We start from the raw sequence: 25,767 nt of genomic DNA, 5'->3' as shown, positions 1-25,767 counted from the left end.
TTCAAAATGTGGGGAATTTACACCATTTGCTAAAGGTGATTTATCTCACCTTTCTAAAGAGGCGGATTATCCTCATTGGCAAGATTTACGAGTAACTAACAGTTACGCACAAAAGAAAAAAGACAGCGTGCAGGCTGTCTTAATTCAACTTCATACGGACTTACCATCTTTAAGAGGGGAAGTTTCAAGGCTACCCAATAATATTGGGCTACCCGATTATATCGGGTTGGTTCAATATTTCCTATCCTCCATTGGAGGGTGGGATTTGAACCTAGTGAATGATGTTCACTCAGTTGATTTTTTTAATTTGTCACGGCAGGCCTCTTTAACCCATGAACTGAAATTACCTTTTCCAGCCGCAGCATTTATTTGTTCTAACAGCTCATCCTCAAAGCGAATGTGTTTCATTGTACTGCCAGATCTATCGAATGATTTTTTTTCTTTTTTCTCTTGCATTGGTAACTACCGTAGTTATAATGGATTTCCGTATGGTAACTACCATTATTATTTAGTGCAAGATAAATTAACAACGCCCCGAAGTGCTACCAACACTGCCGAGGCGTTTAACCACAGCGTAAAGGAGTCTTACGATATGGCTATGTATAAGTCTACCCAAACTCACCCTAAATTTAAATGGCGTTTCTTCTCATGCCAGCAATCTAAATATTTTTCCGTTGAAGCCAGCAACGAGAAAGAAGCTCGTTCTTTACTTCCCGACTCACCTTGTCTCTTTTCTGCTCGTATTCGTCAGGAGGGAGATCATGCTTAATACCATTTGTATTGATACAGCAAAATATAAAGCAGGTTTAGCCAGCTCTCTATATAGCGTCATTCTTGAAAAAGCATCGGATGAATGCTCTCAAGAGTTATTAGACTTGATTTCAATTGCTTGTGATTTAAACCAACAAATTAGCCAATCATTACGTGATAACAACGGGGTATCAGCATGAAAAACAATGAATTAGCATTATTACTCGATAGCCCGATTATGGATATTTACAAGTTAGAGACTCTCTTAACGATATGGCTTGAAGCTGAGGATAATCAAGATGTTGCTAACATGATTAGCATCTCACTCGACTATACAAAAAATGTTCGTGATGCTTTAAGTCATGCGGTGGGGAGTGAAAATAATGTCTGATATCTATGACTATCTTGTAAAGGCTGATTTGGACTCCATGAGCACAGAAGAACTACGAAAATTTAGAAGTGTTTCCTCTGACACTTGTGACGGGTTGCTATCGACATTACGTGTCATGGGGGAGTGTGCTTTTTGGGCTTGTGCAAATAAAGATTACCATGAAAGCCAAGCTAAAAATGATTTACGGCGTATCGGTGAGTCATTGATGTATTTACCTCGCTTGATTGATGCGATGCGTTTTAATGAGCATGAAGCGGAATTTAAAATCTATCAACGTGAGGGATTTCCTTATACGGAGGTAGGCAATGACTAATATTGAGCTGATCCGTGAAGTAAAGCGTAATGCAGTAAATCACTGGAGCGGTATCCTGCCTGCCTGTGGTGTTGATGTACCGGAACGGGGAAAACATGGTGCCTGTCCTGTCTGTGGGGGAACTGACCGCTTTCACTTTATTGATGATCACCATAACGGCAATTGGTTTTGTCGCCAATGTGATGAGCCTAATCACGGTGATGGATTAGATTTAATTGCCAAAGTAAAAGGTATCTCTATTTATGAGGCGGCCAAAGAAGTCTCACAAGTTTTGTCATTGCCTTTACCTGAACCTGCCAGAAAGGAGGCTCCAAAATCAGAGTCTCAACCTATTGCAGAAAAGGTACAAAAGCTGGTGGCTCAAACGACGGTAGGTAAATCAGCGTACCTGACTCAAAAGGGGCACGATTGCCCCGTAAAAATACTCGCTGATGGTTCGATGTTATTAATTATTCAGCGCGGTAATGAGGTCACAGGGGCGCAAATTATCAAGCCTAACGGTGAAAAGCGTCTGATATCAGGGACAAAGAAAAAGGGCAGTTTTATGCCCTTATCTGAATTAATAGAAACGACTGAGACAGTATTGATTGCCGAGGGATACGCAACCGCCTTAACAGTGAGTCAACTGCATAGTGGTTTGGTGTTGGCTGCGATTGATGAGGGGAATTTATTACCTGTTGCTGAATGGGCTAGAAAGCATTATCCCGAAGCAAAGATAATTATAGTTGCGGATAATGATATTAAGATCGGTCAGCCGAATGTGGGTAAAATTTCAGCAGAAAAAGCCGCTAAAATGGTTAATGGTTGGGTAACTTTACCGCCGACAGAAGATAAAGCCGATTGGGATGATTACCGTCAGCAATTTGGGATTGAGAAAGCTAAACAGGCGTTTAATGAGGGAATGTACCAAATGGATAATTTAGCCACAGTAACAGTTATTCATGCGGATAAAAAAGGGGCGAACACCAATCTCTCACAAATGGCGGCCAGTCAACGAGGCGCATTACTCGCAGAACGTTTCGGAAAACTCGCTATTATTCCAGATAGTGAGATGGTTTATCACTATGTCGATGGGGTATGGAATAAAGTATCTGATAGTGATTTACAACGGGCAATGGTAGCGATTTTTGATGAATATGAAACACCTTATAGCCCAACGGGGGTTAAAAATGCGATTGGTGCGTTGAAATTACAAATTCCAGTTTTAGGTGAGCAAAAGCGAGAGTTAATTGGTTTTAGTAATGGTGTGTATGATTTATCGACTCAACAATTTAAGCCTCATGCACCAGAAAACTGGTTACTTAATCATAATGGGATCGTATTCACTGCGCCTGAATCTAATGAGAATTTAAAACAACATGCCCCTAGTTTTTATAAGTGGTTATCTCATTCGGCTGGCAACGATGAAGAAAAGATGAACCGTATTAATGCGGGCTTATTTATGATTTTAGCTAATCGGTATGATTGGCAATTATTTATCGAGGTGACGGGTGAGGGAGGGAGTGGTAAAAGTGTTTTTACCTCTATCGCGACTTTACTTGCAGGGGCACACAATACCGCCAGTGGCAATATGAAAGCGTTAGATGAGGCGAGAGGGCGTTATCAATTTGTGGGTAAAAGTCTCATTACTTTACCTGACCAAGTAAAATACGTTGGAGAGGGGGCAGGCATTAAAGCCATTACAGGCGGTGATTTAATCGAGGTTGATGGTAAGTATGAGAAACAATTCTCAACCATTATTAAAGCGGTTGTTTTGGCGACGAATAACGAACCAATGAGCTTTACTGAACGTAACGGAGGGATAGCGCGTAGACGGGTTATTTTCTCTTTTAATACCCCCGTTAAAGAGAATGATAAAGATCCATTGTTACCTGAGAAGATAAGCAAAGAGTTACCCGTTATTATTCGTCATTTATTGAAATTATTTACCTGCCAAGATAAGGCTAAATTATTACTGCAAGAACAGAGAGATTCAGGCGAAGCTTTAGCCGTCAAAAGTAACTCAGATCCCTTGTATAGCTTTTGTGCTTATTTGGTTTCATTGGGCGAAGAGTTAGGGATGAAGATGGGGAATAAGAATATTTATCCTCGTGCGCCGAGGATCTATCTCTATCATGCTTATTTATCATTTATGGAAGCCTACGGGTTTGATAGACCGTTAACATTAACCAAGTTTGGGGATTCATTACCTAAGGTGATGCAAGAGTATAAAAAAGACTATCGAAAGTTTAAAACGAAACGGGGTTATTACTATAACGTTGATTTAACTGATGAAGCTAACGAGTGGCTTCCTGCAGTACCTGAATTAAGAAAAAGTTAGCCCCCTAGTTATAAAGTTTTATGTTCAACTGTGCACCCTGTTCACCAATCTTTATATTTGATTGATTTATAATATAAAAATAGGGTGCATAGTTATTTCTCAACTGTGCACCAACTGTTCACCCTGTGCACCTTTTATATTGCTGTTAAAATAAGCATATAGATTTTAAAAAGGCTTCTTTTGGCAGGTAATATTGTATTAAATTAGGAGGAGATATGCCGATCACGCGAGAAGATATACAGGCACATTATGATTATCACAACATTACACAACTCGATGATTTACATACAACTGATTATCGTGAGTTGGTTAGCGGACATTCTTTTTTCTTTCAAGATACTGGCGGAAATTTAAGACACACATTATCAGAGGAAATCTTAGCAACGAATAAAGAACAATTAGATGTATTAATTGAACAACTGCAAGCGTTTAGAAAAATAATGAATGATGTACCCGAATGGTTGAGTGATAAATAAATCTGATAAGGAGCCGAGAGAATAAATATGCTCGGCTTCAGGTAAGATATTATAATAAACTTATTAGCCCGGAAATACCTGCCCCTATTACACTTGCAACGGTACTATTTTCTAGTAATTTAATGAGAGATCTTTTTGCCTCAACATCATTAGATTTTGCAATCTTTTCAACTAATTCCTGAATAGTTACATTTGTAATTTGAGTGTTATTATTCCCAACTTGTATTTGATCTCCAGAAATATTACCTATATTAACGACAGAATTAAGATCTTTCGTTTTATGCTCACTGGCAGTCATATTTTCAACTTGTAGAGTTAACATGTGTGGGTGGTGAGTACCTATATTCAATGATCCTCCAGCAAGGAATGAAGCATCTAATACTTTTAATTCAATAAGTCTTTTTCCTGATTTTTGTGTAATAACATCACCAATTCCAATATCGGGTTCATCGGTGTAGGGGATTCGTACAGTACTGCTTTCTCGGCTACCTTTGTACTCATCTCCATTAATAATAATTAATTCTGGATATGCAAGCTGATTGAAATTCATACTACCTCCATTGTTAAAATGAACGCCCTCAGACCACAACATCAAAATATTAGCATAAAGAATTGTAAATTAATTGTTCTGATGCTTTCTTATGTTTATTGTATGATTTTTAAGGCTTTTTATTGGCTTTTTGAGGTATATATTAATAAGTGGCACTCAGACGTGAGCCGCCACTTGACCGTTTAATCCTTGCTTTTTCTGACAGGCATCTCCAGTTAAACGGTCTTCTTCTTTTTGTGTTGGTTTCACGTCTTAACATTTTATTGATTACGGAAACCACTTCATGAAAAGACTTCTCGAATTACGCCAACAAAAGGCAACCCTCACCGAGCAAATGCGCTCATTGCTCACTAAAGCAGAAACTGAAAAACGTTCTCTCTCTGACGATGAGGCTAAAAGTTTTGATGAGTTACGTCATCAGTCGGAATCCCTGAATACTGAAATTGCCCGTTATGAAGCGATGGCAGAGGAAGAACGCAGTCAAACAGGTAAGCACGTATTAGGTGATAACACAGTGAGTAATGATGAATTACGTCATTATGTCCTGACAGGCGAAACGCGTACGTTATCTACTGGGGTTCCGGCTGATGGTGGCTATACCGTTATTCCTGAACTGAATAAGCAGATCATGCAACAATTAACCGATGATTCGGTGATGCGTAAAATCTGTACCATCAAAACCACTCACAGCAACGAATATAAACAATTGGTTTCTGTGGGTGGTGCAAAAGTCAATCACGGTGAAGAAGGTCACGCTCGTACTGAAACTGGCACACCAAAGTTAGAAGAAGTCAGTATCAAATTATTCCCTATCTACGCCTATCCCAAAACCACGCAAGAAATTATTGATTTTAGTGATGTGGATATTCTGAGCTGGTTAAGCTCTGAGATTGGTGACACGTTCGTTGATACTGAAGAAGTCGATCTCGTCACGGGAGATGGTTTGAAAAAAGCAAAAGGTTTTTTAGCTTATCCTCGTGAAGCCAAAGATGACAAAACGCGTGCTTTTGGCAAATTAGAAAAACTGGAAGCAATGACACTGACAGCGGATAGCTTGATTGATTTGAAATTTAAGCTTAGAGCGAAATACCGTAAAAATGCTGTTTGGGTGATGAACTCCAATACTGCCGCTAAAGTGCAGAAACTGAAAAATGGTAATGGGGATTATATCTGGCGTGATCGTTTACAGTCTGGCGATCCTGATACCTTATTAGGCTTACCGGTTCATTATCTCGAAAACATGGCTGATGATGTGATTGCATTAGGTGACTTTAAACGCGGTTACTTCATTGTGGATCATGAAACGGGTACACGTACTCGCCCTGACAACATTACTGAACCCGGCTTTATCAAAGTTCACACCGATAAATATTTAGGCGGTGGGCTGGTGGATTCTAACGCCATTAAAGTGTTGGAAGTTAAAGTCGCGGGTAAATAACTCAAGGGGCGTTCCTGTGATCTCAGGAGCGCTCTTTTTGTCAGGAATAGGCTATGAAAAAGACCGAGTTAGAAATCCGTACTGCAACACTTTCTGCCAGTGATAAAAAGCTGGTGGGTTATGTCATTAAATGGGGCTTACGCTCTCATGTGCTTTGGGATGAGTTTGTCGAGCAATTTGCCCAAAATGCGTTTAGTAACAGCTTATCAAAAGGGAGTGATGTCAGGGCGCTTTATGAACATGATTACACTAACCTATTGGGGCGCACGACTTCTGGCACATTACAACTCACCGAAGATGAAACAGGGTTACGTTTTGAACTCACTCCGCCTGATACGCAACTAGGGCGTGATGTTCTCACCTTGGTTGAACGAGGTGATATTGACGGTATGAGTTTTGGTTTCCGAGCGATTAAAGATCAGTGGGATATTGGTCAAGAGCCGTATGTCAGAACTGTATTAGAAGCCGAACTCCATGAAATCACCATCACCAGTTTACCCGCTTATCCTGATAGTGGCGTAGAAATTGCCAAACGCTCCTTAACACTCAGTAAACCGCAAGCGGTAAAAGATTTTGACCGCTGGTTACAATTGGTTGAGGTGGAATAATGTGGCCATTCAAACGTAAAGCCTCCGAATCCCGCAGTCTAAGTATTGATGAGTTTCTTTCTCTGGCGGGGATATCTAACACAAACTCAGGGGAACACGTTAGCTCATCAACAGCGGAGGGCTTACCTGCCGTGATGAATGCGGTGACGGTCATTAGTGAAGCTATTGCCTCCATGCCCTGTTTTCTGTATCGGGTACACAATGATAAAGGGCGAGAATCAAGAGAGTGGTTAAGTGATCATCCTGTTGATTATCTTCTCAATGAAAAACCGAATGACTGTCAGACCGCTTTTCAATTTAAGCGCACTTTAATGCGTCATTGTTTGCTCAATGGTAACGCCTATGCGGTGATTACGTGGGGCAAAGATGGACAGCCTAAATCAATACATCCTTATCCCCCTAGTGCGGTGGTGATTAATCGACTTGGGGATCAGCGATACAGTTATACCGTGACTGAAACGTATAGCGGTAAGGTGAAAACCTACCTACAAGAAGAAATCTTGCATTTACGTTATGCGACCGATGACGGTTTTTTAGGTCGCTCACCCGTCACGATTTGCCGTGAAACATTGGGCTTAGGATTAGCTCAACAACGACACGGCGCGAGTATCATGAAAGACGGCATGATGGCATCTGGCATTATTAAATCGGGTGAATGGCTCGATAGCCTCAAAGGAACTAAGGCATTAGAAGCCCTAGAACGCTACAAAGGGGCACGTAATGCAGGGAAAACCCCCATTCTTGAGGGGGGCATGGAATATGAACAATTAGGCATGAGTAACCAAGATGCGGAGTGGTTAGCCTCAAGGCGTTTTACCATTGAAGATATTGCCCGTATGTTCAACATTAGCCCTATCTTTTTACAAGAATATTCCAACAGTACTTACAGTAACTTTAGTGAGGCAAGTCGTGCCTTACTGACCATCACTATGCGCCCATGGTTAGCCAACTTTGAGCAACAAATTAAATCAGCGCTGTTATTGACTTCACCTACACCGAATATTCGCTATCAAGTGGAATTTGATACGGCAGATTTACTCCGCGCTAATCCTACGGAGCGTTTCCGCAGTTATGAAACCGCGATTAAGTCGGGAGTCATGTGTCCGAATGAAGCCCGTGAGCGTGAGGGATTGCCTCCTCGTGAAGGTGGTGATGAATTTAGTCAGGCATGGAAACAGACCGTTGAAGTTAAAAAAGAGTCTGACAAGGTGGATGAATGAAAGCGGGGCGCATGAATCAACGGGTAACTATTCAGCGCTCAAAGCTTAAACCGGATGCGCTTAGTGGTAATGAGGTGATGTGGTTCGATATTGCGAAAGTTTGGGCTGAGGTAAAAGGGATCCGAGGGCGCGAGTATTTTAGCAGTCAGCAAACACAGAGTGAAACCACAGTGAGAGTTTGGTTACGTTATTTTCCTGATATCACCACGGCAGATCGATTGATGTTTAGCTACGCCGGCACGGACGGCAATCATTGGGATATTAAAAGTATTGTGGCGGATAAAGCCAAGGGCAGAATGGAAATTATTTGTGAGGGCGTAGAGCGTGACTAAACCTAATATCAGTCTTGATGAAGTGAAGTTGCATTGCCGTATTGATGATGATTATGACGATGCCATATTAGCTATCTATATTGATGCCGCATTAGAAGTTTGCCAACAACATATCGGTAAACGATTTGATGATGGGTTGTCGTTCACTCCTGCGATCAAGGTGGGCTGTTTAATGTATATCAGTTTGCTTTATGAGAACCGAGAGATGATAGGCAGTGATGGATTAAAAGAAGTTCCGCTGACTATTCATTCTCTGTGGTCAACCTATCGAGATGTGGGAGTGTACTAGATGCCATGGCAACCCCTAAAGCGTTGTAGTTATCAAGGCTGTAATAAGCGGGTGAAGTCTGGACGGTGTGAAGAACATAAACAAGAAGCCAGACGACAACAGGATAGCCAGCGAGGGACACGAACCGAACGAGGTTATAGCAATCAGTGGGGCAAGTACCGTTTACAGTATCTCAAGTTAAATCCGTTATGTGTGCATTGCCTCAATAAAGGGATATACACCCCTGCAACCATTGTTGACCACATTATTCCTATTAACGGTGATAGTGACGTATTGTTTTGGGTGGATTTTAACCATCAAGCGTTATGTCACAGTTGTCATAACACCAAAACCTTTAAGCATGATCCACTCACTAAGCAAAAGCGTAAAAATGGGGAGTATCGAGAGTTAGAGGCAAAAGCAACACGGAATAATGATTGGCGAGATGAGTATAACCGTAATGCGTGAAAATGAAATAAATCAGTTGGTTAAAGGACTCTTAAAGCACAGTGAACCGTATAGACAACGACAATTAAAAACGCCTACAAAGCCCATTACAGGGCGCAATACTCAACGTGATAGGGAGCTAATGGAATGTTTCAGAAATCGTTAGAGAAACATATAGAAAGGGTAGGGGTATCAAAAATGACAAACGGCCTCGTCTCAGGAACCGCCCCCCTCCTCGAATTTTTACGCACGGTAATTTTTTTGAAAATAATTTACTAGGAAATAGAAATAGTTATGGCAAGAGCACCTAAACCCCCCGTTTATCTTAATGAGATAGCGACGAAAGAGTGGAAAACAAAAGCCAAAATATTGGCAGAACGTGACGATCTGACGTTAGCCGATTGGAACAATTTAGAATTGTATTGCGTCAATTATGCGATGTACCGTAAAGCGGTTGAAGACTTAGATAATCGAGGGTTTAGCATTATCAATAGTCAAGGCAGTGAGAGCCGTAATCCCTCATTGAGTGCCAAGGCTGATGCTGAAAAAATCATGATTAAAATGTCTTCCTTGCTGGGGTTCGATCCCGTTTCTCGTCGTAAAAATCCAATTGAAACCGAGGAAGAGGACGAATTAGATCGCCTATGAACGCATGGGAGCAGTACGCAAGCGATATTAAAACAGGTAAAATCCCCGCCTGTCAGCGGTTAAAGCAAGCGGTTGAACGTTACTATAATGACTTAAATAATCCGCTTTATACCTTTGATAATGAGGTCGTAGAGCGTTTTATCGGGTTCTCTCGTGTTTGCCCGCATGTTAAAGGGCACTTGCGAGGTAAGCCGATAGAGCTTGAGCCGTGGCAACAATTTGCCTTTGCGAATCTCCTTGGTTTCAAGGTGATCTCAACGGGGCGAAGAAAATACCGCAGTGCTTATATTCAGGTTCCCCGCAAAAATGCAAAATCCACCGTTGCGGCAATACTGGCTAATTGGTTCTTGGTGATGGAAAACGGGCAACAAGATATTTATACCGCTGCAGTGAGCCGAGATCAGGCGCGTATTGTCTTTGATGATGCCCGTCAAATGTGTGTGCTGTCTAAACCGCTTAAAAAACGGGTGGCCATACAGCAACATAAAGTCATTAATCCGAAACGTAATAGCTTATTGAAACCTCTTGCCGCTAAAGCCGCCACTATTGAGGGAACCAATCCCAGTTTAGCGATTGTAGATGAATATCACTTACACCCTGATAATGCGGTTTATTCTGCCCTTGAGTTAGGGATGGGGGCACGTCCTGAGGGCATTTTATTTGCGATCACAACGTCAGGCAGCAATGTCATTTCAGCCTGTAAACAACATTATGATTATTGTTGTCAAATTCTCGCCGGTGAAGAACAAAATGAATCGTTATTTGCTTTGATTTATGAACTCGACGACGAAAAAGAAATTGACGATGAACGCTTGTGGATAAAGGCGAATCCCAATCTTAATGTGTCAGTTGATGGTGATGCTTTGTATGACACAATACAAAAGGCACGAGGCATTCCCTCACAATGGACGGAAATGTTAACTAAACGCTTTAATATTTGGTGTCAGGGGGAAACGCCTTGGATGGGTGAGGGCGCATGGTTAGCGTGTGAAATGGACTATACCGAAACTGACCTTAAAGGCTTAGCGTGTTATGCAGGAATGGACCTATCCTCTACGGGGGATATCACCAGTGTCTGCTATACCTTTCCTGTCGATAATGAATTGTTGTTATTGACTCGCCACTATATCCCCGAAGCGCAGTTACAGAACCCCGCCAATAAGAACAGGGCGATTTACCGTCAATGGGTTAAATCAGGTTGGCTCCGAACCACACCAGGCGATTGTATTGATTATGATCGCATTCGTGATGATGTGCTTAGAGACAGCCAACAATTTAATATCAAATTGACAGGATTTGATACATGGAACGCTACCCATTTAAGGACACAGCTACAAGGTGCGGGGTTAGATGTTGAGCCATTCCCTCAAACTTACATGAAGTTTAGCCCTGTGGCGAAATCAGCCGAGGTATTTGTTAATCGTAAAATCATTCGTCACAATGGCGATCCGGTGCTTGCGTGGGCGATGGCTAATGTCGTCATGGAAACGGACGCAAACGCGAATATCAAGCCCAATAAAAAGAAATCAGCCAACAAAATTGACCCTGCTATTGCTTTCCTTATGAGCTTTGGTACATGGCAAATTGAGCATGAAGACTTTGCTTTCAACTTAACGGGGGAGCAAAAAGAACGTTTAGCCTCATTTGATGGGGTGTAGCTGACTTATTGTTAGTTGCAAATTTTCGTTATCAACCATGGTGGAAATCACCATAGTATAGGTATGGTGGAAATCGCAATACCTTTACAGTCACACCACAGCTTAAATCTGAGCCAAAGCATTTATTAGTGCTTTGGTCTTCCAGAGGACAAAATTGTCCCCGAGTTATTGAGAAAAACATATTTGTGAAATTATCAATAGGTTAGAACGTTAAACACACTCACCTCGATTAGGACGCCTTAATATCAAGGCGTCGCCCACCTAGTGTAAATCGCCAAAAGAGTAAATTATCAGCAAAAAGGTGCACAGTATGCACAGTTGGTGCACACCGTGTTCACCCTTATTTATTATTTAATATCAATGGATTAAGTTAATGGTGCATAGGGTGCACAGTTGAGGGCTTCAAAAAGATTTATAGGGGGGTAGTGAACAAATCGCAGGATAATAGAGTTTATTTGTACATAATTTAAACTACGAAAGTTTTGTAGTTTATCTATCTTTCCCTCTTCACATTAAGCAATCAGTTTGGCGAAACAGGTATCACCATTTTGATCATGCCTTTTATAACTAAATACTTATATGTATGTACTGGAGCTAATTATTGTTAATAGATGCTGTGAGCTTTAATGTGGGGTACACGGTGGGGTAATAATAACAAAAAGCCCTTAGCAAATAATGGAAAGGACTTTTTAATTCAATGTGTTATACGACTTCTATTAATTCATGCCGTATTTTTTCAGTTTCTTACGCAGTGTGCCACGGTTAATGCCCATCATTTGCGCAGCACGTGTTTGGTTACCACGGGTGTATTGCATCACCATGTCCAACAATGGCTGTTCAACTTCAGCCAATACCAGCTCATATAAGTCATTAACATCTTGACCGTTTAATTGAGCAAAATAGTTCTTCAGTGCTTGTTTAACTGAGTCACGTAAAGGTTTTTGGGTTACCTGATCTTGTGAATTTACAGTGGCAACGGTTAGTACGTCTGAATTTACGCGTTGTTCGAACATAGTTCTGTCAGCTCTTTTATTTATTTACGCAAAAAATTTTCGAAATATGCTTCCAACGCCTCCAGCTGTTCGCTGGCATCCTCTATGGCGTTGAAGGAGCGCCGAAACTGGTCATCAGGGGCATGTTCCTTGAGATACCAAGAGACATGCTTGCGTGCAATGCGAGTTCCTTTGCCTTGACCGTAAAAGTCGTGCAATTCACGCACATGCTTTTGCATTATTTGTTGCACCTTTGCAATCGGCAGAGGAGGCAACAGTTCACCTGTGTCCAGATAGTGCTGGATTTCCCGAAAGATCCAGGGTCTTCCCTGAGCAGCGCGACCGATCATTAAAGCATCGGCTCCAGTGTAGTCAAGCACTGCTCTGGCTTTTAGCGGGTCAGTTATGTCTCCATTCGCAATAATGGGAATAGAGACACTCTGCTTAACTGTCCGAATACTGTCGTATTCAGCTTCACCTTTGAACAAACACTCGCGCGTACGTCCATGAATGGTGAGAGCCGCAATACCACAATCTTCAGCCAATTTGGCAATCTCTACACAGTTTCGTTCATCAGGTGACCATCCTGTACGGATCTTGAGTGTAACAGGTACATCAACCGCATTGACCACCGCAGAAAGGATCTCTGCGACTAAATCCGGATAACGCAGCAATGCCGAGCCTGCTAACTTTTTATTCACCTTTTTTGCCGGACAACCCATATTAATGTCGATAATCTGAGCGCCACCTTCTACGTTTATTTTCGCAGCTGTAGCCATATCAACAGGGTCACTTCCCGCAATTTGTACGGAGCGGATCCCCAATTCATCGCTATGTACCATCCGTAACCGAGACTTGTCTGTCTTCCAAACCTGAGGATTAGAAGAAAGCATTTCAGAAACTGTCATCCCCGCACCCATGTCATAGCAAAGTGACCGAAAAGGTCGGTCTGTAACGCCAGCCATTGGAGCTGCAATGAGGCAATTTTTTAACTGATACTGTCCGATTCGCATAGATGAAAAGAGGGCCAAACTGTGACTGCAAGGGCGCGTATATTACGCATTTTTTACCAGATATGAAAGGACAAAGTTTAACCAAATCGCGAAAAAAAGTTACTTTTTTATACTTGATTTTTTATAAATAGATTATTTAGTCAATAAAAACAAAATGTTACTGTTTTTCTAAAATTTTAAATTTAAATATAGAGAAGTAACAAACTCAAGCAACAAGGTGATATTTATCAGGCAAAATTGTGATTAATGCCTGATAAATAATCATTAAGTGAAACTTTAACTGTTTAATATTATCGCAAATTGTTTAATATTTAACCTATGTTATTTTTTCACTCCGGTAATACGACACCACTCTTCTTTTTCAGCCACAGGATCTAAAGTAAATTGTTCTTGATAAGCTTGTGCAACACTGTCAGCTTGTGTGGCAAGAACACCGGAAAGACCTAAATGACCCCCTTGACGTGGCAGTGTGCTGATAATAGGTGCTAATTCACGTAATGGGCCAGCTAAGATATTGGCGACCACTACATCGGCACTGAGATTGTCTGGTTGGTCTTTAGCAAGGTATAGCGTCAGTGCATCAGCGACACCGTTACGTTGCGCATTGTCGCGACTTGCTTGGATAGCTTGTGGGTCGATATCGATACCTATCGCTTTCGCAGCCCCCAGTTTTAATGCTGCAATGGCTAAAATACCAGAGCCACAACCAAAGTCGATAACGGTTTTACCTGCGAGATCTAAACCATCGAGCCATTGTAGACATAAAGAGGTGGTTGGGTGAGTACCAGTACCAAATGCCAGACCTGGATCGAGCATGACATTTACAGCGTTAGGATCAGGCACTTCACGCCAGCTTGGGCAAATCCATAAACGTTCACCAAAGCGCATAGGGTGGAAGTTATCCATCCATTCGCGCTCCCAATCTTTATCTTCTAACTGTTCGATTTTATGTACAAATCCTTTACCCAGCACCGCCGTGTTTTCTAACATAGCCACGATGATACTCATATCGGTTTCTGCATCATATAAGCCAATAACATCGGTATCACCCCAGAGGCGAGTTTCTCCCGGTAATGGCTCAAAAATAGGGGTATCGTGGCTATCTTGAAAGGTTACTGATACCGCGCCACTTTCAACCAACTCATCACCAATGGCTTCGGCGTTTTCTGAGGTGGCATTTAGTCTTAATTGTATCCAAGGCATAATTAATCTCTTTTAAAAACAAGTTCACTGTAATGGAGCAGATTGAGGCAAGGTTTGTTCTCCAAACCTATTTGCGACAAGAAAGGCCACTAAGCTCAATAACAGCGCAGGAATAATAGGATGAAATCCAGCAATCTGGATATTAAATGTTGCCAGTGTAGCATAGAGTGTGGCACCGGTTATCATGCCCGCAATCGCGCCATAACGGTTTGCTTTGTTCCAGTAAAGGCCAAGTACTAGAGGCCATAAGAAAACCGCTTGTAGTCCACCAAAGGCAAGTAAATTGAGCCAAATTATCATTGATGGCGGGTTCCATGCAGCAAATAGCAATAAGATCCCTAAAATCAAAGTAGATAGGCTAGATAAACGCGCAATGCGTTTTTCATTGTTTATGGCATGAGGCGCGAGATTGAGATAGAGATCTTTGACCAATGTCGCTGATGATTGTAGCAGTTGTGCGTTAATCGTTGACATGATGGCTGCCATCGGTGCCGCTAAAAATATACCGGCAGCAAAAGGCGGTAATACATCAACCATTAAGGTTGGAATAACTTGATCTGGCACGGTGAGATCAGGAATGATTGCCCGACCTAATGCGCCCGCAAAGTGCATACCAAACATTAATAACGCCATCACGATGGTGCCGATGATGATCCCTCTGTGCATGGCTTTGCTGTCTTTATAAGAGATACAGCGCACTGCAGTATGGGGAAGGCCGATAACCCCAAAACAGACCAATACCCAAAATGACGCCATAAAGGGGCCAGTTAAAATGCCGTCAGCACCATGAGGAGAGGTAAGGGCAGGATCGATAGCATTTAGTTTTTGTATTGCAATATCTAAACCACCCGCCTTGTAGATAATGGCAAAAAGCAAAATAAAGGTGCCCAATAACATCACAAGGCCTTGTAAGGCATCATTTAATACACTGGCTCTAAATCCGCCAATCGCTGTATATAATGCGATTGAGATACCAAATATCAGCAAACCAAATTCATAGGGAATACCCGCCGCGGTTTCTAATAAGCGAGCACCACCAATAAATTGTACGGTCATGGCACCAACAAAAGCTACCAGTAGACTTAAGCTGGCAAACCAGACTAAAAAGCGACTTTGGTAGCGAGCATAGAGCATATCATTTAGGGTGACGGCGTTATAACGACGCGCCAAAATAGCAAATTTTTTACCTAGTACCCCGAGGGAGAGCCAAATAGCGGGGAGCTGGATCATCGAAAGAAGTACCCAGCCAATGCCGTATTTGTAAGCCGCGCCTGGTCCCCCAATAAAAGAGCTAGCACTGACATAGGTTGCCGTGATGGTCATTGCAAGGACAAATCCACCCATAGAGCGGTTACCAAGAAAATACTCGTTAAGAAATTGTCCTTTTTCACGTTTACGATATGCGTATGCGGATAATAGGAAGACCAATAAGAGATAGCCAACCAGTGGCACGATAACCTCAGTTTGCATTGTCATGCTCATCTCCTAACGGCATATCTTTGAAAAAATAGCGTACCATCAGATAACACAGTAAAAAAAATAGCACAGGCAAAAATAGGCATGAAAGCTCAAACCAAACCGGTAGGCCGGTTAGCCCCACAGTATTATCGGGTAAATAGGCAGTAAGTAACCAACCCAATAAGTAGATAAAAGTAAGCACTAAGGCCAAGAGGGCTTCTTTGTGGGCCTGAACAAAACGCTTGTCCATCTGTTCTCCCAATCTTTATAGGATTAAAACGAATGGGAAGGATTGTACGGGAAAGTGAGAGGTGATTCAGTGAAAATTGATCATAAACTTATTGGTGGCATCAAATGATGAGGAATTGATTGGCGGTTAAGTGTGCTGCAGGAACTTATTTGGGTTATTTAATAGACTATTTAGTCGAATAAAAAAGGCATAGTCGATAAACTATGCCTTTTACTGATAAGCTAAAAAGATTAATTTTCAGTTAAACCTAGGCGTTTTTCTAGGTAGTGAATATTAGTACCACCTTTTTGGAATTGCTCATCATTCATAATGAATTGGTGTAGCTCAATATTGGTTTTAATGCCGTCAATAATAAGTTCTGCCAACGCATTTTTCATACGAGAAATCGCAATTTCACGTGTTTCACCGTAAGTGATCAATTTACCAATCATTGAATCATAGTGTGGTGGAACGGTGTAACCTGCGTAAATATGTGATTCCCAACGTACACCAAATCCGCCTGGTGAGTGGAAACGAGTGATGGTTCCCGGGCTTGGCAAGAAGGTTTTTGGATCTTCTGCGTTGATACGGCACTCAATAGCATGTCCATGAACGTGAATTTGATCTTGCGTGACCGATAATGGTAAGCCTGATGCAATACGCAGTTGCTCTTTGATAAGGTCAACACCGGTGATCATCTCAGTAACAGGGTGCTCAACCTGAATACGGGTATTCATTTCGATAAAGTAGAATTCGCCATTTTCATAGAGGAATTCAAACGTACCCGCACCGCGGTAGCCAATTTCAATACACGCATTTGCACAGCGTTCACCGATATTTTTACGGATCTCAGGGGTAATACCCGGTGCTGGTGCTTCTTCAACCACTTTTTGGTGGCGACGTTGCATTGAGCAGTCACGTTCAGCTAAATAGATAGCATTACCTTGTCCATCGGCCATCACCTGAATTTCGACGTGGCGTGGATTTTCAAGGTATTTTTCCATATAGACCATATCATTGCTAAATGCCGCTTTGGCTTCCGCACGGGTCATGGAGATTGCTTGCGCTAAGTCTTTTTCTGAGCGAACAACACGCATACCGCGACCACCGCCACCACCTGATGCTTTGATGATAACAGGGTAACCAATGCGTTTGGCGATTTCGATATTTTTGGCTGTATCGTTACCTAATGGGCCATCTGAACCTGGTACACAAGGAACACCGGCTTTTTTCATCGCTTCAATAGCGGAAACTTTATCACCCATTAGGCGAATGGTTTCCGCTTTAGGGCCAATAAAAATAAAGCCTGAGCGTTCAACTTGTTCGGCAAAATCGGCATTTTCAGACAGGAAGCCATATCCTGGGTGAATGGCTTGCGCGCCACTTATCTCTGCCGCGGCAATAATTGCCGGAATATTTAAGTAACTTTTTGCTGAAGCAGCGGGACCAATACAGATAGTCTCGTCTGCCAGCAGAACGTGTTTTAAATCACGGTCTGCCGTGGAGTGAACGGCGACTGCTTTGATCCCAAGTTCCTTACAAGCTCTTAGGATACGCAGTGCAATTTCACCACGGTTGGCAATGAGGATTTTTTCTAGCATGGGCCTGCCTCGTTATTCGATGACAAAGAGTGGATCGTCAAACTCAATAGTATCGCCATCTTGGCAAAGGATAGATTTAACAACGCCCGCTTTATCAGATTCGATTTGGTTCATCATTTTCATTGCTTCAACGATACACAGTGTATCGCCAACATTGACTTGCTGACCCACTTCAACAAAGACTTTTGCTTCTGGGCTTGGTGAACGATAGAAGGTACCTACCATTGGTGAGCGAACAACATGGCCGCTAATTTCTTGCGTTGCTGTAGCCGCTGGTGTTTCTGGTGCTACAGGTGCCACAGCAGCTGCTAATGCAGGTTGAGGTGCTGCTGGTGCCGCAAAATATTGCTGAGGAGCCATTTGACCCTGAACGCCAGAGTTGCGACTGATGCGTACTGACTCTTCACCTTCAGAAATTTCCAGTTCAGAAATGCCAGACTCTTCGACTAGCTCGATCAGTTTTTTAATTTTACGAATATCCATGAGTTGATTCCGTACTCTTTTGATGTTTTTTATTAAGACAAGCGGTTGACCGCTGCCTGTAAAGCAAATCGATACCCTTCAGCACCTAATCCACAGATTACGCCAGTTGCGATATCAGAAAGATAAGAGTGGTGACGGAAAGGTTCCCGACTGTAGACATTGGATAGGTGAATTTCAATAAATGGAATATTCACCCCTAATAATGCATCACGCAGTGCAACACTGGTGTGCGTAAATGCTGCAGGGTTGATAAGAATATAATCAACATTTCCCCGCGCCGCATGAATTTTATTTATTAGCTCATGTTCAGCATTTGATTGAAAATGAGTCAGTTTCACATTTAATGCTTGAGCATCCGCTGACAAACTTTGAACAATATCATTCAGAGTTAGGTGTCCGTAAGTTTCCGGCTCTCTAGTGCCAAGCAGGTTTAAGTTCGGACCATTCAGGAGCAAAATATGAAAATTTTCCGACATTATGCTTCTATCTCCGTCAATTCGTCAACGAAATGACAAAATAACCTGTGCTTTTCGTTTTGTCATCTTTTATTGTATCGAATGTTACGATACAAATCACAAAGTCCGACATTATAGACATTTCACAGAAGATAACAGCAAAATACTGGTCTAATCAGGGAAAGATGGGATTATTTTGATGAAAAGTTAAAAGTTTTTACAAGATTGTAAAACCAAGAAAGTAAAATAAACAGAAGTTTAAAAAATAATCATAACATGACGTTATTTATTGATGTGACAGGAAATCTACGCTTCTTTGAGCTGGATCGATAATATATGTTATAAATGTGATCTAGATCACATTGCTAAGCAGGTTTAATATTAAAAACGCAATAATCTGGCATTAAATTAATCTGTTTAATGCCAGAAATTAGCTCAAAATCATGATAAATAATTACAACTTAACTAAGGTTCTACCTGTTACTTGATTATCCATTATCATCTGAGCATAGCGTGGCACCTCATCGAGTGTAATTTCGGTTACTGTTTGCTGATAAAATGTATCAGGCAATAGCTGTAGTAAACGTTGCCATACTTGAGCGCGTTTTTCTGCAGGATAATAAACGGAATCGATACCTTGCAGACGAACATTGCGTAAAATAAATGGCATGACTGTAGTAGGTAACGTATATCCTCCTGCTAATCCACAGGCGGCAACGGTGCCATTGTAATGTGTTTGTGACAAGATATTGGCAAGGATTTGTCCACCTACGGTATCAATAGCGCCTGCCCAACGCTGTTTATCTAACGCTTTACCCGCAGCCTCAAATGCTTCACGGGTGATAATATGCTCGGCCCCCAGTTTACGTAAATAATCGTGATTGCTGGCTCTGCCACTGAGAGCGGTAACCTGATAGCCAAGTGCGGTTAATAAACTAATTGCGGTGCTACCGACACCACCGCTGGCACCTGTAACCAAAATCTCACCACTATCGGGTGTTATGCCACCTTGTTCTAACGCCATCACACAAAGCATGGCAGTAAAACCAGCTGTACCAATGATCATGGCATTTTTTAACGACAGTCCTTCGGGCAGCGCCGTTAACCAATCACCTTTAACGCCCGCTTTTTGTGCTAAACCGCCCCAGTGGTTTTCACCTACCCCCCAACCGGTTAGTAACACATGTTGTCCAATATGAAAACGGGGAGCTTCTGTATGGTGAACTACCCCTGAAAAATCGATACCGGGGACCATCGGAAATTGGCGTAGAATTTTTCCTTTACCTGTTATAGCTAAGCCATCTTTGTAGTTTAGTGTCGAGTAGTGGACATCAACAATGACCTCATGAATAGGGAGTTGTGATTCATCGATATGTTGGACGCCGGCGCTAAGTTTATCGCTGTGTTGTTCGACTAATAATGCTTTCATGATGACCTCTTATTGCTATCCGTTTCTGTCATGATAGGTGATTTTTTAGCAAGCGTTGTGATTGTGCACAATATCTCGTGTAATAATGAGACAAATTAACGCTTTTTAGTGTATAAACGATGGGTTCTATGTTCATTTAAGCAGAGATTATTCTGAGTTTTACATTTTTGTTGTGAGTTGATACTTAAAATATTTTACGATTGGGCCAAAAATAACATTTATCTTCGTTTATTGAAATTAAGCTAATAGGTTGTTTTGGCCACCATCAAGATGAGTATGATGATCGCTATCTTCATCAAATGATGGGGTAAATGTTATCGAAAATAGATATTGCTGATGTGAATAATTAAATGAATAAATTTTATTTGAACTTGAACCCTTACTTTTGTGTCACAGTGTGGCAACCAAGTAAGATTTTTCTTTGTCGATATCTACGTGATTTGTATTGTGATTAAGTCAAATAAATCTTACGTAGGATCGAATTTATGCGTTAATCGTTTTAATTAGCCCATTTTTATGCAGTTTTTTTCTGCTCCAATTGGGAAAAGTAACGTAGAATATTGTGCCTTTATGATTATTCACGTGTCCACTTTTAACTAAGTAGCGGATCGCGCCTTGTCGCTGCTTATTGTGGTTGGTAGAGTAGACGGATTTTTCCGTCCCGGCTTGCAGGATTATCCTTTCGTATGTTTAAAAAATTTCGTGGCATGTTTTCCAACGATCTGTCTATTGACTTGGGTACCGCCAATACCCTGATTTATGTCAAAGGACAAGGTATTGTTCTCGATGAACCTTCTGTAGTTGCGATCCGCCAAGATCGCGCAGGTACATCAAAAAGTGTTGCAGCCGTCGGGCATGAAGCCAAACAGATGCTAGGGCGTACACCTGGGAATATCGCAGCTATTCGTCCAATGAAAGACGGTGTTATTGCTGATTTTTATGTAACCGAAAAAATGCTTCAACACTTCATAAAACAGGTTCATAACAACAGCTTTATGCGTCCAAGCCCTCGTGTATTAGTGTGTGTACCTGTTGGTGCGACACAAGTTGAGCGTAGGGCTATCCGCGAGTCGGCACTTAGTGCGGGTGCTCGCGAAGTCTTTTTAATTGAAGAACCTATGTCTGCTGCAATTGGTGCAGGTTTACCGGTATCTGAAGCGACGGGTTCAATGGTCGTTGATATTGGTGGTGGGACTACAGAAGTTGCGGTTATCTCATTAAATGGTGTGGTTTATTCCTCTTCTGTACGTATTGGGGGAGACCGTTTTGATGAAGCTATCATTAACTATGTACGTCGTAACTACGGTTCGTTGATCGGTGAAGCAACCGCTGAGCGTATTAAGCATGATATTGGCTCTGCTTATCCTTCAGACGAATTAAATGAGATTGAAGTACGTGGACGTAATTTAGCGGAAGGGGTACCACGTAGCTTTACTTTAAATTCCAATGAGATCCTCGAAGCCTTACAAGAGCCATTAACAGGTATTGTAAGTGCTGTGATGGTTGCCTTAGAACAGTGTCCGCCAGAGCTTGCTTCTGATATTTCAGAACGAGGTATGGTCTTAACGGGTGGTGGGGCACTGTTACGTAACTTAGACCGTTTATTAATGGAAGAAACAGGTATTCCTGTTATTGTGGCTGAAGATCCGCTTACCTGTGTGGCTCGTGGTGGTGGTAAAGCATTAGAAATGATCGATATGCACGGTGGCGATCTATTTAGCGAAGATTAATATTATTGTGCGAGTAAGGGAGAAAGGATTCCCCCTTAATCACAATATAACAATATTAACACCTGTTCTTTTACTTCTCCGTGTGAGTGATCTTAGAGTTTATGAAGCCTATTTTTAGTCGGGGGCCTTCCCTGCAACTAAGATTAATAATCGCTGTGATTATCGCGATATCGTTGTTAATTGCTGATAATCGCATAGGTGCTTTTTCAAAAGTCCGTCAGTATTTGGATACTGCTGTGAGTCCTTTCTATTTTCTTGCAAATGGGCCTCGTCGTTTCCTTGATCAACTCTCTGAAACCTTTGCAACTCGCGAACGTTTACAATTTGAAAATCAAGCGCTAAGAAAAGAGCTTCTTGTTCGCAGTGGTGAAAGTCAGCTACTGGAACAATTTAAACAAGAAAATGCCCGCTTACGAGAATTACTTGGTTCACCTTTACGTCAAAATGAACAAATGACGGTAACACAAGTGTTGTCTGGTAATAGTACGCCTTATCGAGATCAAGTGGTGATAGACAAAGGCACTAATGATGGGGTGTATGAAGGTCAGCCTGTTATTAGTGATAAAGGCGTTGTTGGACAAGTTATTGCCGTAAGTGAGTTAACCAGCCGAGTACTGTTAATTTGTGATACCTCTCATGCATTACCGGTACAAGTATTACGTAATGATATTCGCGTTATTGCCTCAGGGGCTGGGTGTGCGGATGATCTACTGTTAGAGGCACTACCTGCGAATATCGATATTCGTGTAGGGGATGTGTTAGTCACCTCAGGATTAGGGGGACGCTTTCCTGAAGGTTATCCTGTTGGGGTTGTTTCTTCGGTAAAAGTCGATAATCAACGTGCTTATTCGGTGATTAATGTGCGACCTTCTGCTGAATTACAACGTTTACGTTATCTGTTGCTATTATGGAACGCCTCAGAGAAGAAACAAGCGCCACCGTTACCCTCAGAGGTTTACCGTGCTGCCAATGAACGTTTGATGCAATTAATGCCACAGGTACTGCCTAACTATGAACAAGCGGGGCCACCACTGCCTCGTTCTATGTCACAAGAGCCAACGGAAAATAGCGCCACCCCAAGTGATATAGCACCAGTACCACCAACGGAAAACAATAAACCTCAACCTAATACGAATCGAGGTAGATAGTGACAATCAATCCTTATCGTAGCCGTGGGCGTTGGATTATTTGGCTCTCGTTTCTAATAGCTTTGGTGTTACAAATTATGCCTTGGCCTGAGCAACTAGAAGTTTATCGCCCTATTTGGCCGGTGTTGTTTCTGATTTATTGGATAACGTCATTACCTCATCGTATTAGCGTTGGAACAGCATTTGTTCTTGGGATGAGCATGGATTTAGTGCAAGGGACAACATTAGGCGTAAATGCGTTGGCTTATACCCTAGTAAGTTATGTTATCGCCTTTAAATATCAATTATTTTGTAACTTAGCGTTATGGCAACAGGCATTAGTGGTAATGTTAGCGATTGGTGTGGTTGATCTTACTGTATTTTGGGCAGAATTTTTGCTTTCTCCCGTGACTTTTCACCCACAAGTATTCTGGAATAGTCCAGTCAGTGGTATTCTTTGGCCATGGCTTTATTTTTTGCTTCGCAAAGTCCGTCACCAGTTTTCAGTTCATTAACCTCTCTGGATCATGACGGTATTTTTGTGTCACCGTCATGAGGATATTATTGTGATCACTCTTTACCTTGCATCGAGTTCCCCCAGAAGGCGAGAGCTTCTGTCACTGTTGGATGTTCAATTTAGCACCATTACACCGGCAATTGATGAAATTTGGCAACAAGGTGAAGCACCAGAAGATTATGTTATCCGTTTGGCGAGAGAGAAATCTCAAGAGGGGGTACGTCAAGCGACAAATGACTATCCGGTATTAGGCTCTGATACTATCGTGGTTCAAGCAGGTCGTATTCTGGAAAAACCACGAGATAAAGCGCATGCAGCACAAATGCTAAGTAATCTTTCAGGTGCAACCCACCAAGTGATGACGGCGATTGCTATTTCAGATAAAACCCGAACAATAAGCCAATTAGTTGTCACGGATGTGACTTTTAGAAAGATGACAGAAAGTGAAATTAGTGCGTATATTGAAACGGGAGAGCCAATGGATAAAGCTGGCGCTTACGGTATTCAGGGAAAAGGAGGCCGTTTTGTACAACGGATTGAGGGTAGCTATCATGCTGTTGTCGGCTTACCGCTTGTTGAAACCGAAGCATTGATAGCTCAATTTTTGTCTCTAGCGAATGATAAGGAGATTTCATGACAGCAGAGCTATTAGTGAATGTGACTCCCTCTGAAACCCGAGTGGCCTATATCAGCGGGGGCATACTACAAGAGATCCACGTTGAAAGAGAAGCCAAACGAGGTCTTGTCGGAAACATCTACAAAGGTCGGGTAAGTCGTGTATTACCTGGGATGCAAGCTGCATTTATTGACATTGGGCTTGAGAAAGCCGCTTTTTTACATGCTTCTGATATTATGCCTCACACGGAATGTATCGCGGGTGAAGAGCAGAAAAAATTTAATGTTCGTGATATTGCGCAACTTGTACATCAAGGTCAGGACTTGATTGTACAAGTGGTGAAAGATCCTCTAGGTACAAAAGGGGCACGTCTTACAACAGATATCACATTACCATCACGTTACTTGGTGTTTATGCCGGGGGCTTCTCATGTGGGTGTTTCACAACGTATTGAAAGTGAAGAAGAACGTGAGCGCTTAAAACGCTTGGTAGAAGAGTATTGTGATGAAAATGGCGGGTTTATTATTCGCACTGCCGCTGAAGGTGTCGGCGAACATGAAATAAAACAAGATGCTGCTTTTTTAAAGCGCCTATGGAATAAAATCATTGAGCGTAAAAAAAGAAATAAAACGCGCATTCAAATTTATGGTGAGCTCGCTTTAGCACAACGTATTTTACGTGATTTTGCAGGGGCTGAATTAGATAGCATTCGGGTTGACTCTAAATTAACTTATCATCAATTACAGGAGTTTATTGGTGAATATATTCCTGAATTAACCGCTAAACTTGAATTACACCAAGGTAATCAACCTATTTTCGATCTTTACGGGGTTGAAAGTGAAATTCAGCGCGCGTTAGAGCGAAAGGTCGAGTTAAAATCAGGAGGCTATCTGATTATCGACCAAACCGAAGCAATGACAACGATTGATATCAATACGGGCGCTTTTGTTGGTCATCGTAATTTAGAAGAGACGATTTTTAATACCAATGTTGAGGCGAGTCAGGCGATAGCGCGGCAACTGAGATTACGTAATTTAGGCGGCATTATCATTATTGATTTTATTGATATGAGTAATGAAGATCATCGCCGTAGAGTATTAGCTTCCTTAGAACAAGCATTGAGCAAAGATCGCGTGAAAACGACCATCAATGGTTTTTCACAATTAGGTTTGGTTGAGATGACACGTAAACGAACCCGTGAAAGTCTCGAGCATGTACTTTGTGATGACTGTCCTACTTGCCAAGGCCGTGGTACAGTAAAATCAGTTGAAACGGTATGTTATGAAATATTACGAGAAATTGTTCGTGTTCATAAAACCATAGACGCAGATCGCTTTTTGGTTTATGCCGCCCCCGCTGTTGTGGAAGCACTAAAAGGTGATGAATCACATGCTTTAGCCGAAGTGGAAATTTTTGTTGGGAAGCAAGTCAAAGTGCAAACTGAGCTACTCTATAGTCAGGAGCAGTTTGATGTGGTGATGATGTAATGGATTCG

The 25,767-nt window shown here is 41.9% G+C and carries 30 protein-coding genes; 19 read left to right on the top strand and 11 right to left on the bottom strand.

Annotation, left to right across the window (positions count from 1 at the left end; all coding sequences use genetic code 11):
• Nucleotides 1-285: 285 nt before the first annotated feature.
• Nucleotides 286-456, bottom strand: coding sequence for a YlcI/YnfO family protein (locus HMPREF0693_RS18590; protein ID WP_071587366.1), 171 nt, complete (start codon nt 454-456; stop codon nt 286-288).
• Here HMPREF0693_RS18590 and HMPREF0693_RS19745 point away from each other — a divergent pair.
• The 6 genes from HMPREF0693_RS19745 (at nt 398) to HMPREF0693_RS10635 (ending at nt 4,250) form a co-directional block, all read left to right on the top strand.
• Nucleotides 398-769, top strand: a complete 372-nt coding sequence (locus HMPREF0693_RS19745) for a host cell division inhibitor Icd-like protein (protein WP_345908481.1) — start codon at nt 398-400, stop codon at nt 767-769. The two genes, HMPREF0693_RS18590 and HMPREF0693_RS19745, sit on opposite strands and share 59 nt — an antisense overlap.
• Entirely contained in the window at nt 762-950 is a 189-nt protein-coding gene (locus HMPREF0693_RS10655) for a hypothetical protein (protein WP_004245361.1), read from the top strand. The genes HMPREF0693_RS19745 and HMPREF0693_RS10655 overlap by 8 nt, the downstream gene beginning before the upstream one ends.
• On the top strand, nt 947-1,141 hold the full coding sequence (locus HMPREF0693_RS10650; protein WP_004245359.1) for a hypothetical protein: 195 nt from the start codon (nt 947-949) through the stop codon (nt 1,139-1,141). The genes HMPREF0693_RS10655 and HMPREF0693_RS10650 overlap by 4 nt, the downstream gene beginning before the upstream one ends.
• Nucleotides 1,134-1,454, top strand: a complete 321-nt coding sequence (locus HMPREF0693_RS10645) for a hypothetical protein (RefSeq protein ID WP_004245358.1) — start codon at nt 1,134-1,136, stop codon at nt 1,452-1,454. The genes HMPREF0693_RS10650 and HMPREF0693_RS10645 overlap by 8 nt, the downstream gene beginning before the upstream one ends.
• On the top strand, nt 1,447-3,774 hold the full coding sequence (locus HMPREF0693_RS10640; RefSeq protein WP_004245356.1) for a primase-like DNA-binding domain-containing protein: 2,328 nt from the start codon (nt 1,447-1,449) through the stop codon (nt 3,772-3,774). Before HMPREF0693_RS10645 ends, HMPREF0693_RS10640 begins: the two co-directional genes overlap by 8 nt.
• A gap of 215 nt (nt 3,775-3,989) precedes the next feature.
• Nucleotides 3,990-4,250, top strand: coding sequence for a hypothetical protein (locus tag HMPREF0693_RS10635; protein WP_004245355.1), 261 nt, complete (start codon nt 3,990-3,992; stop codon nt 4,248-4,250).
• Nucleotides 4,251-4,299: 49 nt separating this feature from the next.
• Here HMPREF0693_RS10635 and HMPREF0693_RS10630 read toward each other — a convergent pair whose 3' ends face one another.
• Nucleotides 4,300-4,800 carry a hypothetical protein gene (locus tag HMPREF0693_RS10630; protein WP_036932393.1) on the bottom strand — a complete coding sequence of 167 codons (501 nt, stop codon included), beginning with the start codon at nt 4,798-4,800 and terminating at the stop codon, nt 4,300-4,302.
• 283 nt (nt 4,801-5,083) lie between these two features.
• Here HMPREF0693_RS10630 and HMPREF0693_RS10625 point away from each other — a divergent pair, with 283 nt between their 5' ends.
• The 8 genes from HMPREF0693_RS10625 to HMPREF0693_RS10590 all read left to right on the top strand — a co-directional run bounded on the left by HMPREF0693_RS10625 (nt 5,084) and on the right by HMPREF0693_RS10590 (nt 11,419).
• Nucleotides 5,084-6,238, top strand: coding sequence for a phage major capsid protein (locus HMPREF0693_RS10625; RefSeq protein WP_004245352.1), 1,155 nt, complete (start codon nt 5,084-5,086; stop codon nt 6,236-6,238).
• Between the two features lie 53 nt (nt 6,239-6,291).
• Nucleotides 6,292-6,846: an HK97 family phage prohead protease gene (locus HMPREF0693_RS10620; protein WP_004245350.1), complete on the top strand. Its 555-nt coding sequence runs from the start codon at nt 6,292-6,294 to the stop codon at nt 6,844-6,846.
• Nucleotides 6,846-8,066 (top strand): phage portal protein, encoded by a 1,221-nt coding sequence (locus tag HMPREF0693_RS10615; protein ID WP_004245349.1) that lies wholly within the window; start codon nt 6,846-6,848, stop codon nt 8,064-8,066. The genes HMPREF0693_RS10620 and HMPREF0693_RS10615 overlap by 1 nt, the downstream gene beginning before the upstream one ends.
• Entirely contained in the window at nt 8,063-8,398 is a 336-nt protein-coding gene (locus HMPREF0693_RS10610; RefSeq protein ID WP_004245348.1) for a phage head closure protein, read from the top strand. The genes HMPREF0693_RS10615 and HMPREF0693_RS10610 overlap by 4 nt, the downstream gene beginning before the upstream one ends.
• Entirely contained in the window at nt 8,391-8,687 is a 297-nt protein-coding gene (locus HMPREF0693_RS10605) for a head-tail connector protein (RefSeq protein ID WP_004245347.1), read from the top strand. Before HMPREF0693_RS10610 ends, HMPREF0693_RS10605 begins: the two co-directional genes overlap by 8 nt.
• Nucleotides 8,688-9,134: an HNH endonuclease gene (locus HMPREF0693_RS10600; protein ID WP_004245346.1), complete on the top strand. Its 447-nt coding sequence runs from the start codon at nt 8,688-8,690 to the stop codon at nt 9,132-9,134.
• A gap of 273 nt (nt 9,135-9,407) precedes the next feature.
• Nucleotides 9,408-9,761: a phage terminase small subunit P27 family gene (locus HMPREF0693_RS10595; protein ID WP_004245345.1), complete on the top strand. Its 354-nt coding sequence runs from the start codon at nt 9,408-9,410 to the stop codon at nt 9,759-9,761.
• Nucleotides 9,758-11,419 carry a terminase large subunit gene (locus HMPREF0693_RS10590; protein ID WP_004245343.1) on the top strand — a complete coding sequence of 554 codons (1,662 nt, stop codon included), beginning with the start codon at nt 9,758-9,760 and terminating at the stop codon, nt 11,417-11,419. The genes HMPREF0693_RS10595 and HMPREF0693_RS10590 overlap by 4 nt, the downstream gene beginning before the upstream one ends.
• 716 nt (nt 11,420-12,135) lie before the next feature.
• Here the strand turns inward: HMPREF0693_RS10590 and fis are convergent.
• The 9 genes from fis to acuI all read right to left on the bottom strand — a co-directional run bounded on the left by fis (nt 12,136) and on the right by acuI (nt 20,282).
• A complete protein-coding gene (gene fis / locus HMPREF0693_RS10585; RefSeq protein ID WP_004245342.1) occupies nt 12,136-12,432 on the bottom strand; it encodes a DNA-binding transcriptional regulator Fis in 297 nt (98 codons plus the stop codon).
• 20 nt (nt 12,433-12,452) lie between these two features.
• Nucleotides 12,453-13,424: a tRNA dihydrouridine synthase DusB gene (gene dusB, locus HMPREF0693_RS10580; protein WP_004245341.1), complete on the bottom strand. Its 972-nt coding sequence runs from the start codon at nt 13,422-13,424 to the stop codon at nt 12,453-12,455.
• Between the two features lie 321 nt (nt 13,425-13,745).
• A complete protein-coding gene (gene prmA, locus HMPREF0693_RS10575; RefSeq protein WP_004245340.1) occupies nt 13,746-14,627 on the bottom strand; it encodes a 50S ribosomal protein L11 methyltransferase in 882 nt (293 codons plus the stop codon).
• Nucleotides 14,628-14,651: 24 nt separating this feature from the next.
• Nucleotides 14,652-16,097 (bottom strand): sodium/pantothenate symporter, encoded by a 1,446-nt coding sequence (gene panF / locus HMPREF0693_RS10570; protein WP_004245338.1) that lies wholly within the window; start codon nt 16,095-16,097, stop codon nt 14,652-14,654.
• Nucleotides 16,087-16,335, bottom strand: a complete 249-nt coding sequence (locus HMPREF0693_RS10565; protein ID WP_004245337.1) for a YhdT family protein — start codon at nt 16,333-16,335, stop codon at nt 16,087-16,089. Before HMPREF0693_RS10565 ends, panF begins: the two co-directional genes overlap by 11 nt.
• 230 nt (nt 16,336-16,565) lie before the next feature.
• Nucleotides 16,566-17,915: an acetyl-CoA carboxylase biotin carboxylase subunit gene (accC, locus tag HMPREF0693_RS10560; protein WP_004245336.1), complete on the bottom strand. Its 1,350-nt coding sequence runs from the start codon at nt 17,913-17,915 to the stop codon at nt 16,566-16,568.
• A 12-nt stretch (nt 17,916-17,927) separates the two neighbouring features.
• Nucleotides 17,928-18,398: an acetyl-CoA carboxylase biotin carboxyl carrier protein gene (gene accB / locus HMPREF0693_RS10555; RefSeq protein WP_004245333.1), complete on the bottom strand. Its 471-nt coding sequence runs from the start codon at nt 18,396-18,398 to the stop codon at nt 17,928-17,930.
• A gap of 32 nt (nt 18,399-18,430) precedes the next feature.
• On the bottom strand, nt 18,431-18,874 hold the full coding sequence (gene aroQ, locus HMPREF0693_RS10550) for a type II 3-dehydroquinate dehydratase (RefSeq protein WP_004245332.1): 444 nt from the start codon (nt 18,872-18,874) through the stop codon (nt 18,431-18,433).
• 433 nt (nt 18,875-19,307) lie between these two features.
• A complete protein-coding gene (gene acuI, locus HMPREF0693_RS10545; RefSeq protein WP_004245331.1) occupies nt 19,308-20,282 on the bottom strand; it encodes an acrylyl-CoA reductase (NADPH) in 975 nt (324 codons plus the stop codon).
• A gap of 686 nt (nt 20,283-20,968) precedes the next feature.
• Between acuI and mreB the strand changes: the two genes are divergently transcribed.
• The 5 genes from mreB (at nt 20,969) to rng (ending at nt 25,759) form a co-directional block, all read left to right on the top strand.
• Entirely contained in the window at nt 20,969-22,012 is a 1,044-nt protein-coding gene (mreB, locus tag HMPREF0693_RS10540) for a rod shape-determining protein MreB (RefSeq protein ID WP_004245330.1), read from the top strand.
• 101 nt (nt 22,013-22,113) lie between these two features.
• Nucleotides 22,114-23,160 (top strand): rod shape-determining protein MreC, encoded by a 1,047-nt coding sequence (mreC, locus tag HMPREF0693_RS10535; protein ID WP_004245329.1) that lies wholly within the window; start codon nt 22,114-22,116, stop codon nt 23,158-23,160.
• A gap of 5 nt (nt 23,161-23,165) precedes the next feature.
• Nucleotides 23,166-23,654: a rod shape-determining protein MreD gene (gene mreD, locus HMPREF0693_RS10530; RefSeq protein WP_026164602.1), complete on the top strand. Its 489-nt coding sequence runs from the start codon at nt 23,166-23,168 to the stop codon at nt 23,652-23,654.
• A gap of 51 nt (nt 23,655-23,705) precedes the next feature.
• Entirely contained in the window at nt 23,706-24,293 is a 588-nt protein-coding gene (locus HMPREF0693_RS10525; RefSeq protein ID WP_004248907.1) for a Maf family protein, read from the top strand.
• Complete coding sequence (gene rng / locus HMPREF0693_RS10520; RefSeq protein ID WP_004245326.1) at nt 24,290-25,759, top strand: ribonuclease G; 1,470 nt, start codon at nt 24,290-24,292, stop codon at nt 25,757-25,759. The genes HMPREF0693_RS10525 and rng overlap by 4 nt, the downstream gene beginning before the upstream one ends.
• The last annotated feature ends 8 nt before the right edge of the window (nt 25,760-25,767 follow it).

Origin of the sequence: Proteus mirabilis ATCC 29906, from assembly GCF_000160755.1 — a bacterium.
GTDB classification, from domain to species: Bacteria; Pseudomonadota; Gammaproteobacteria; order Enterobacterales; family Enterobacteriaceae; genus Proteus; species Proteus mirabilis.
The sequence above is the reverse complement of the archived record's forward strand: the minus strand, read 5'-3'. Positions and strand labels throughout refer to the sequence as shown.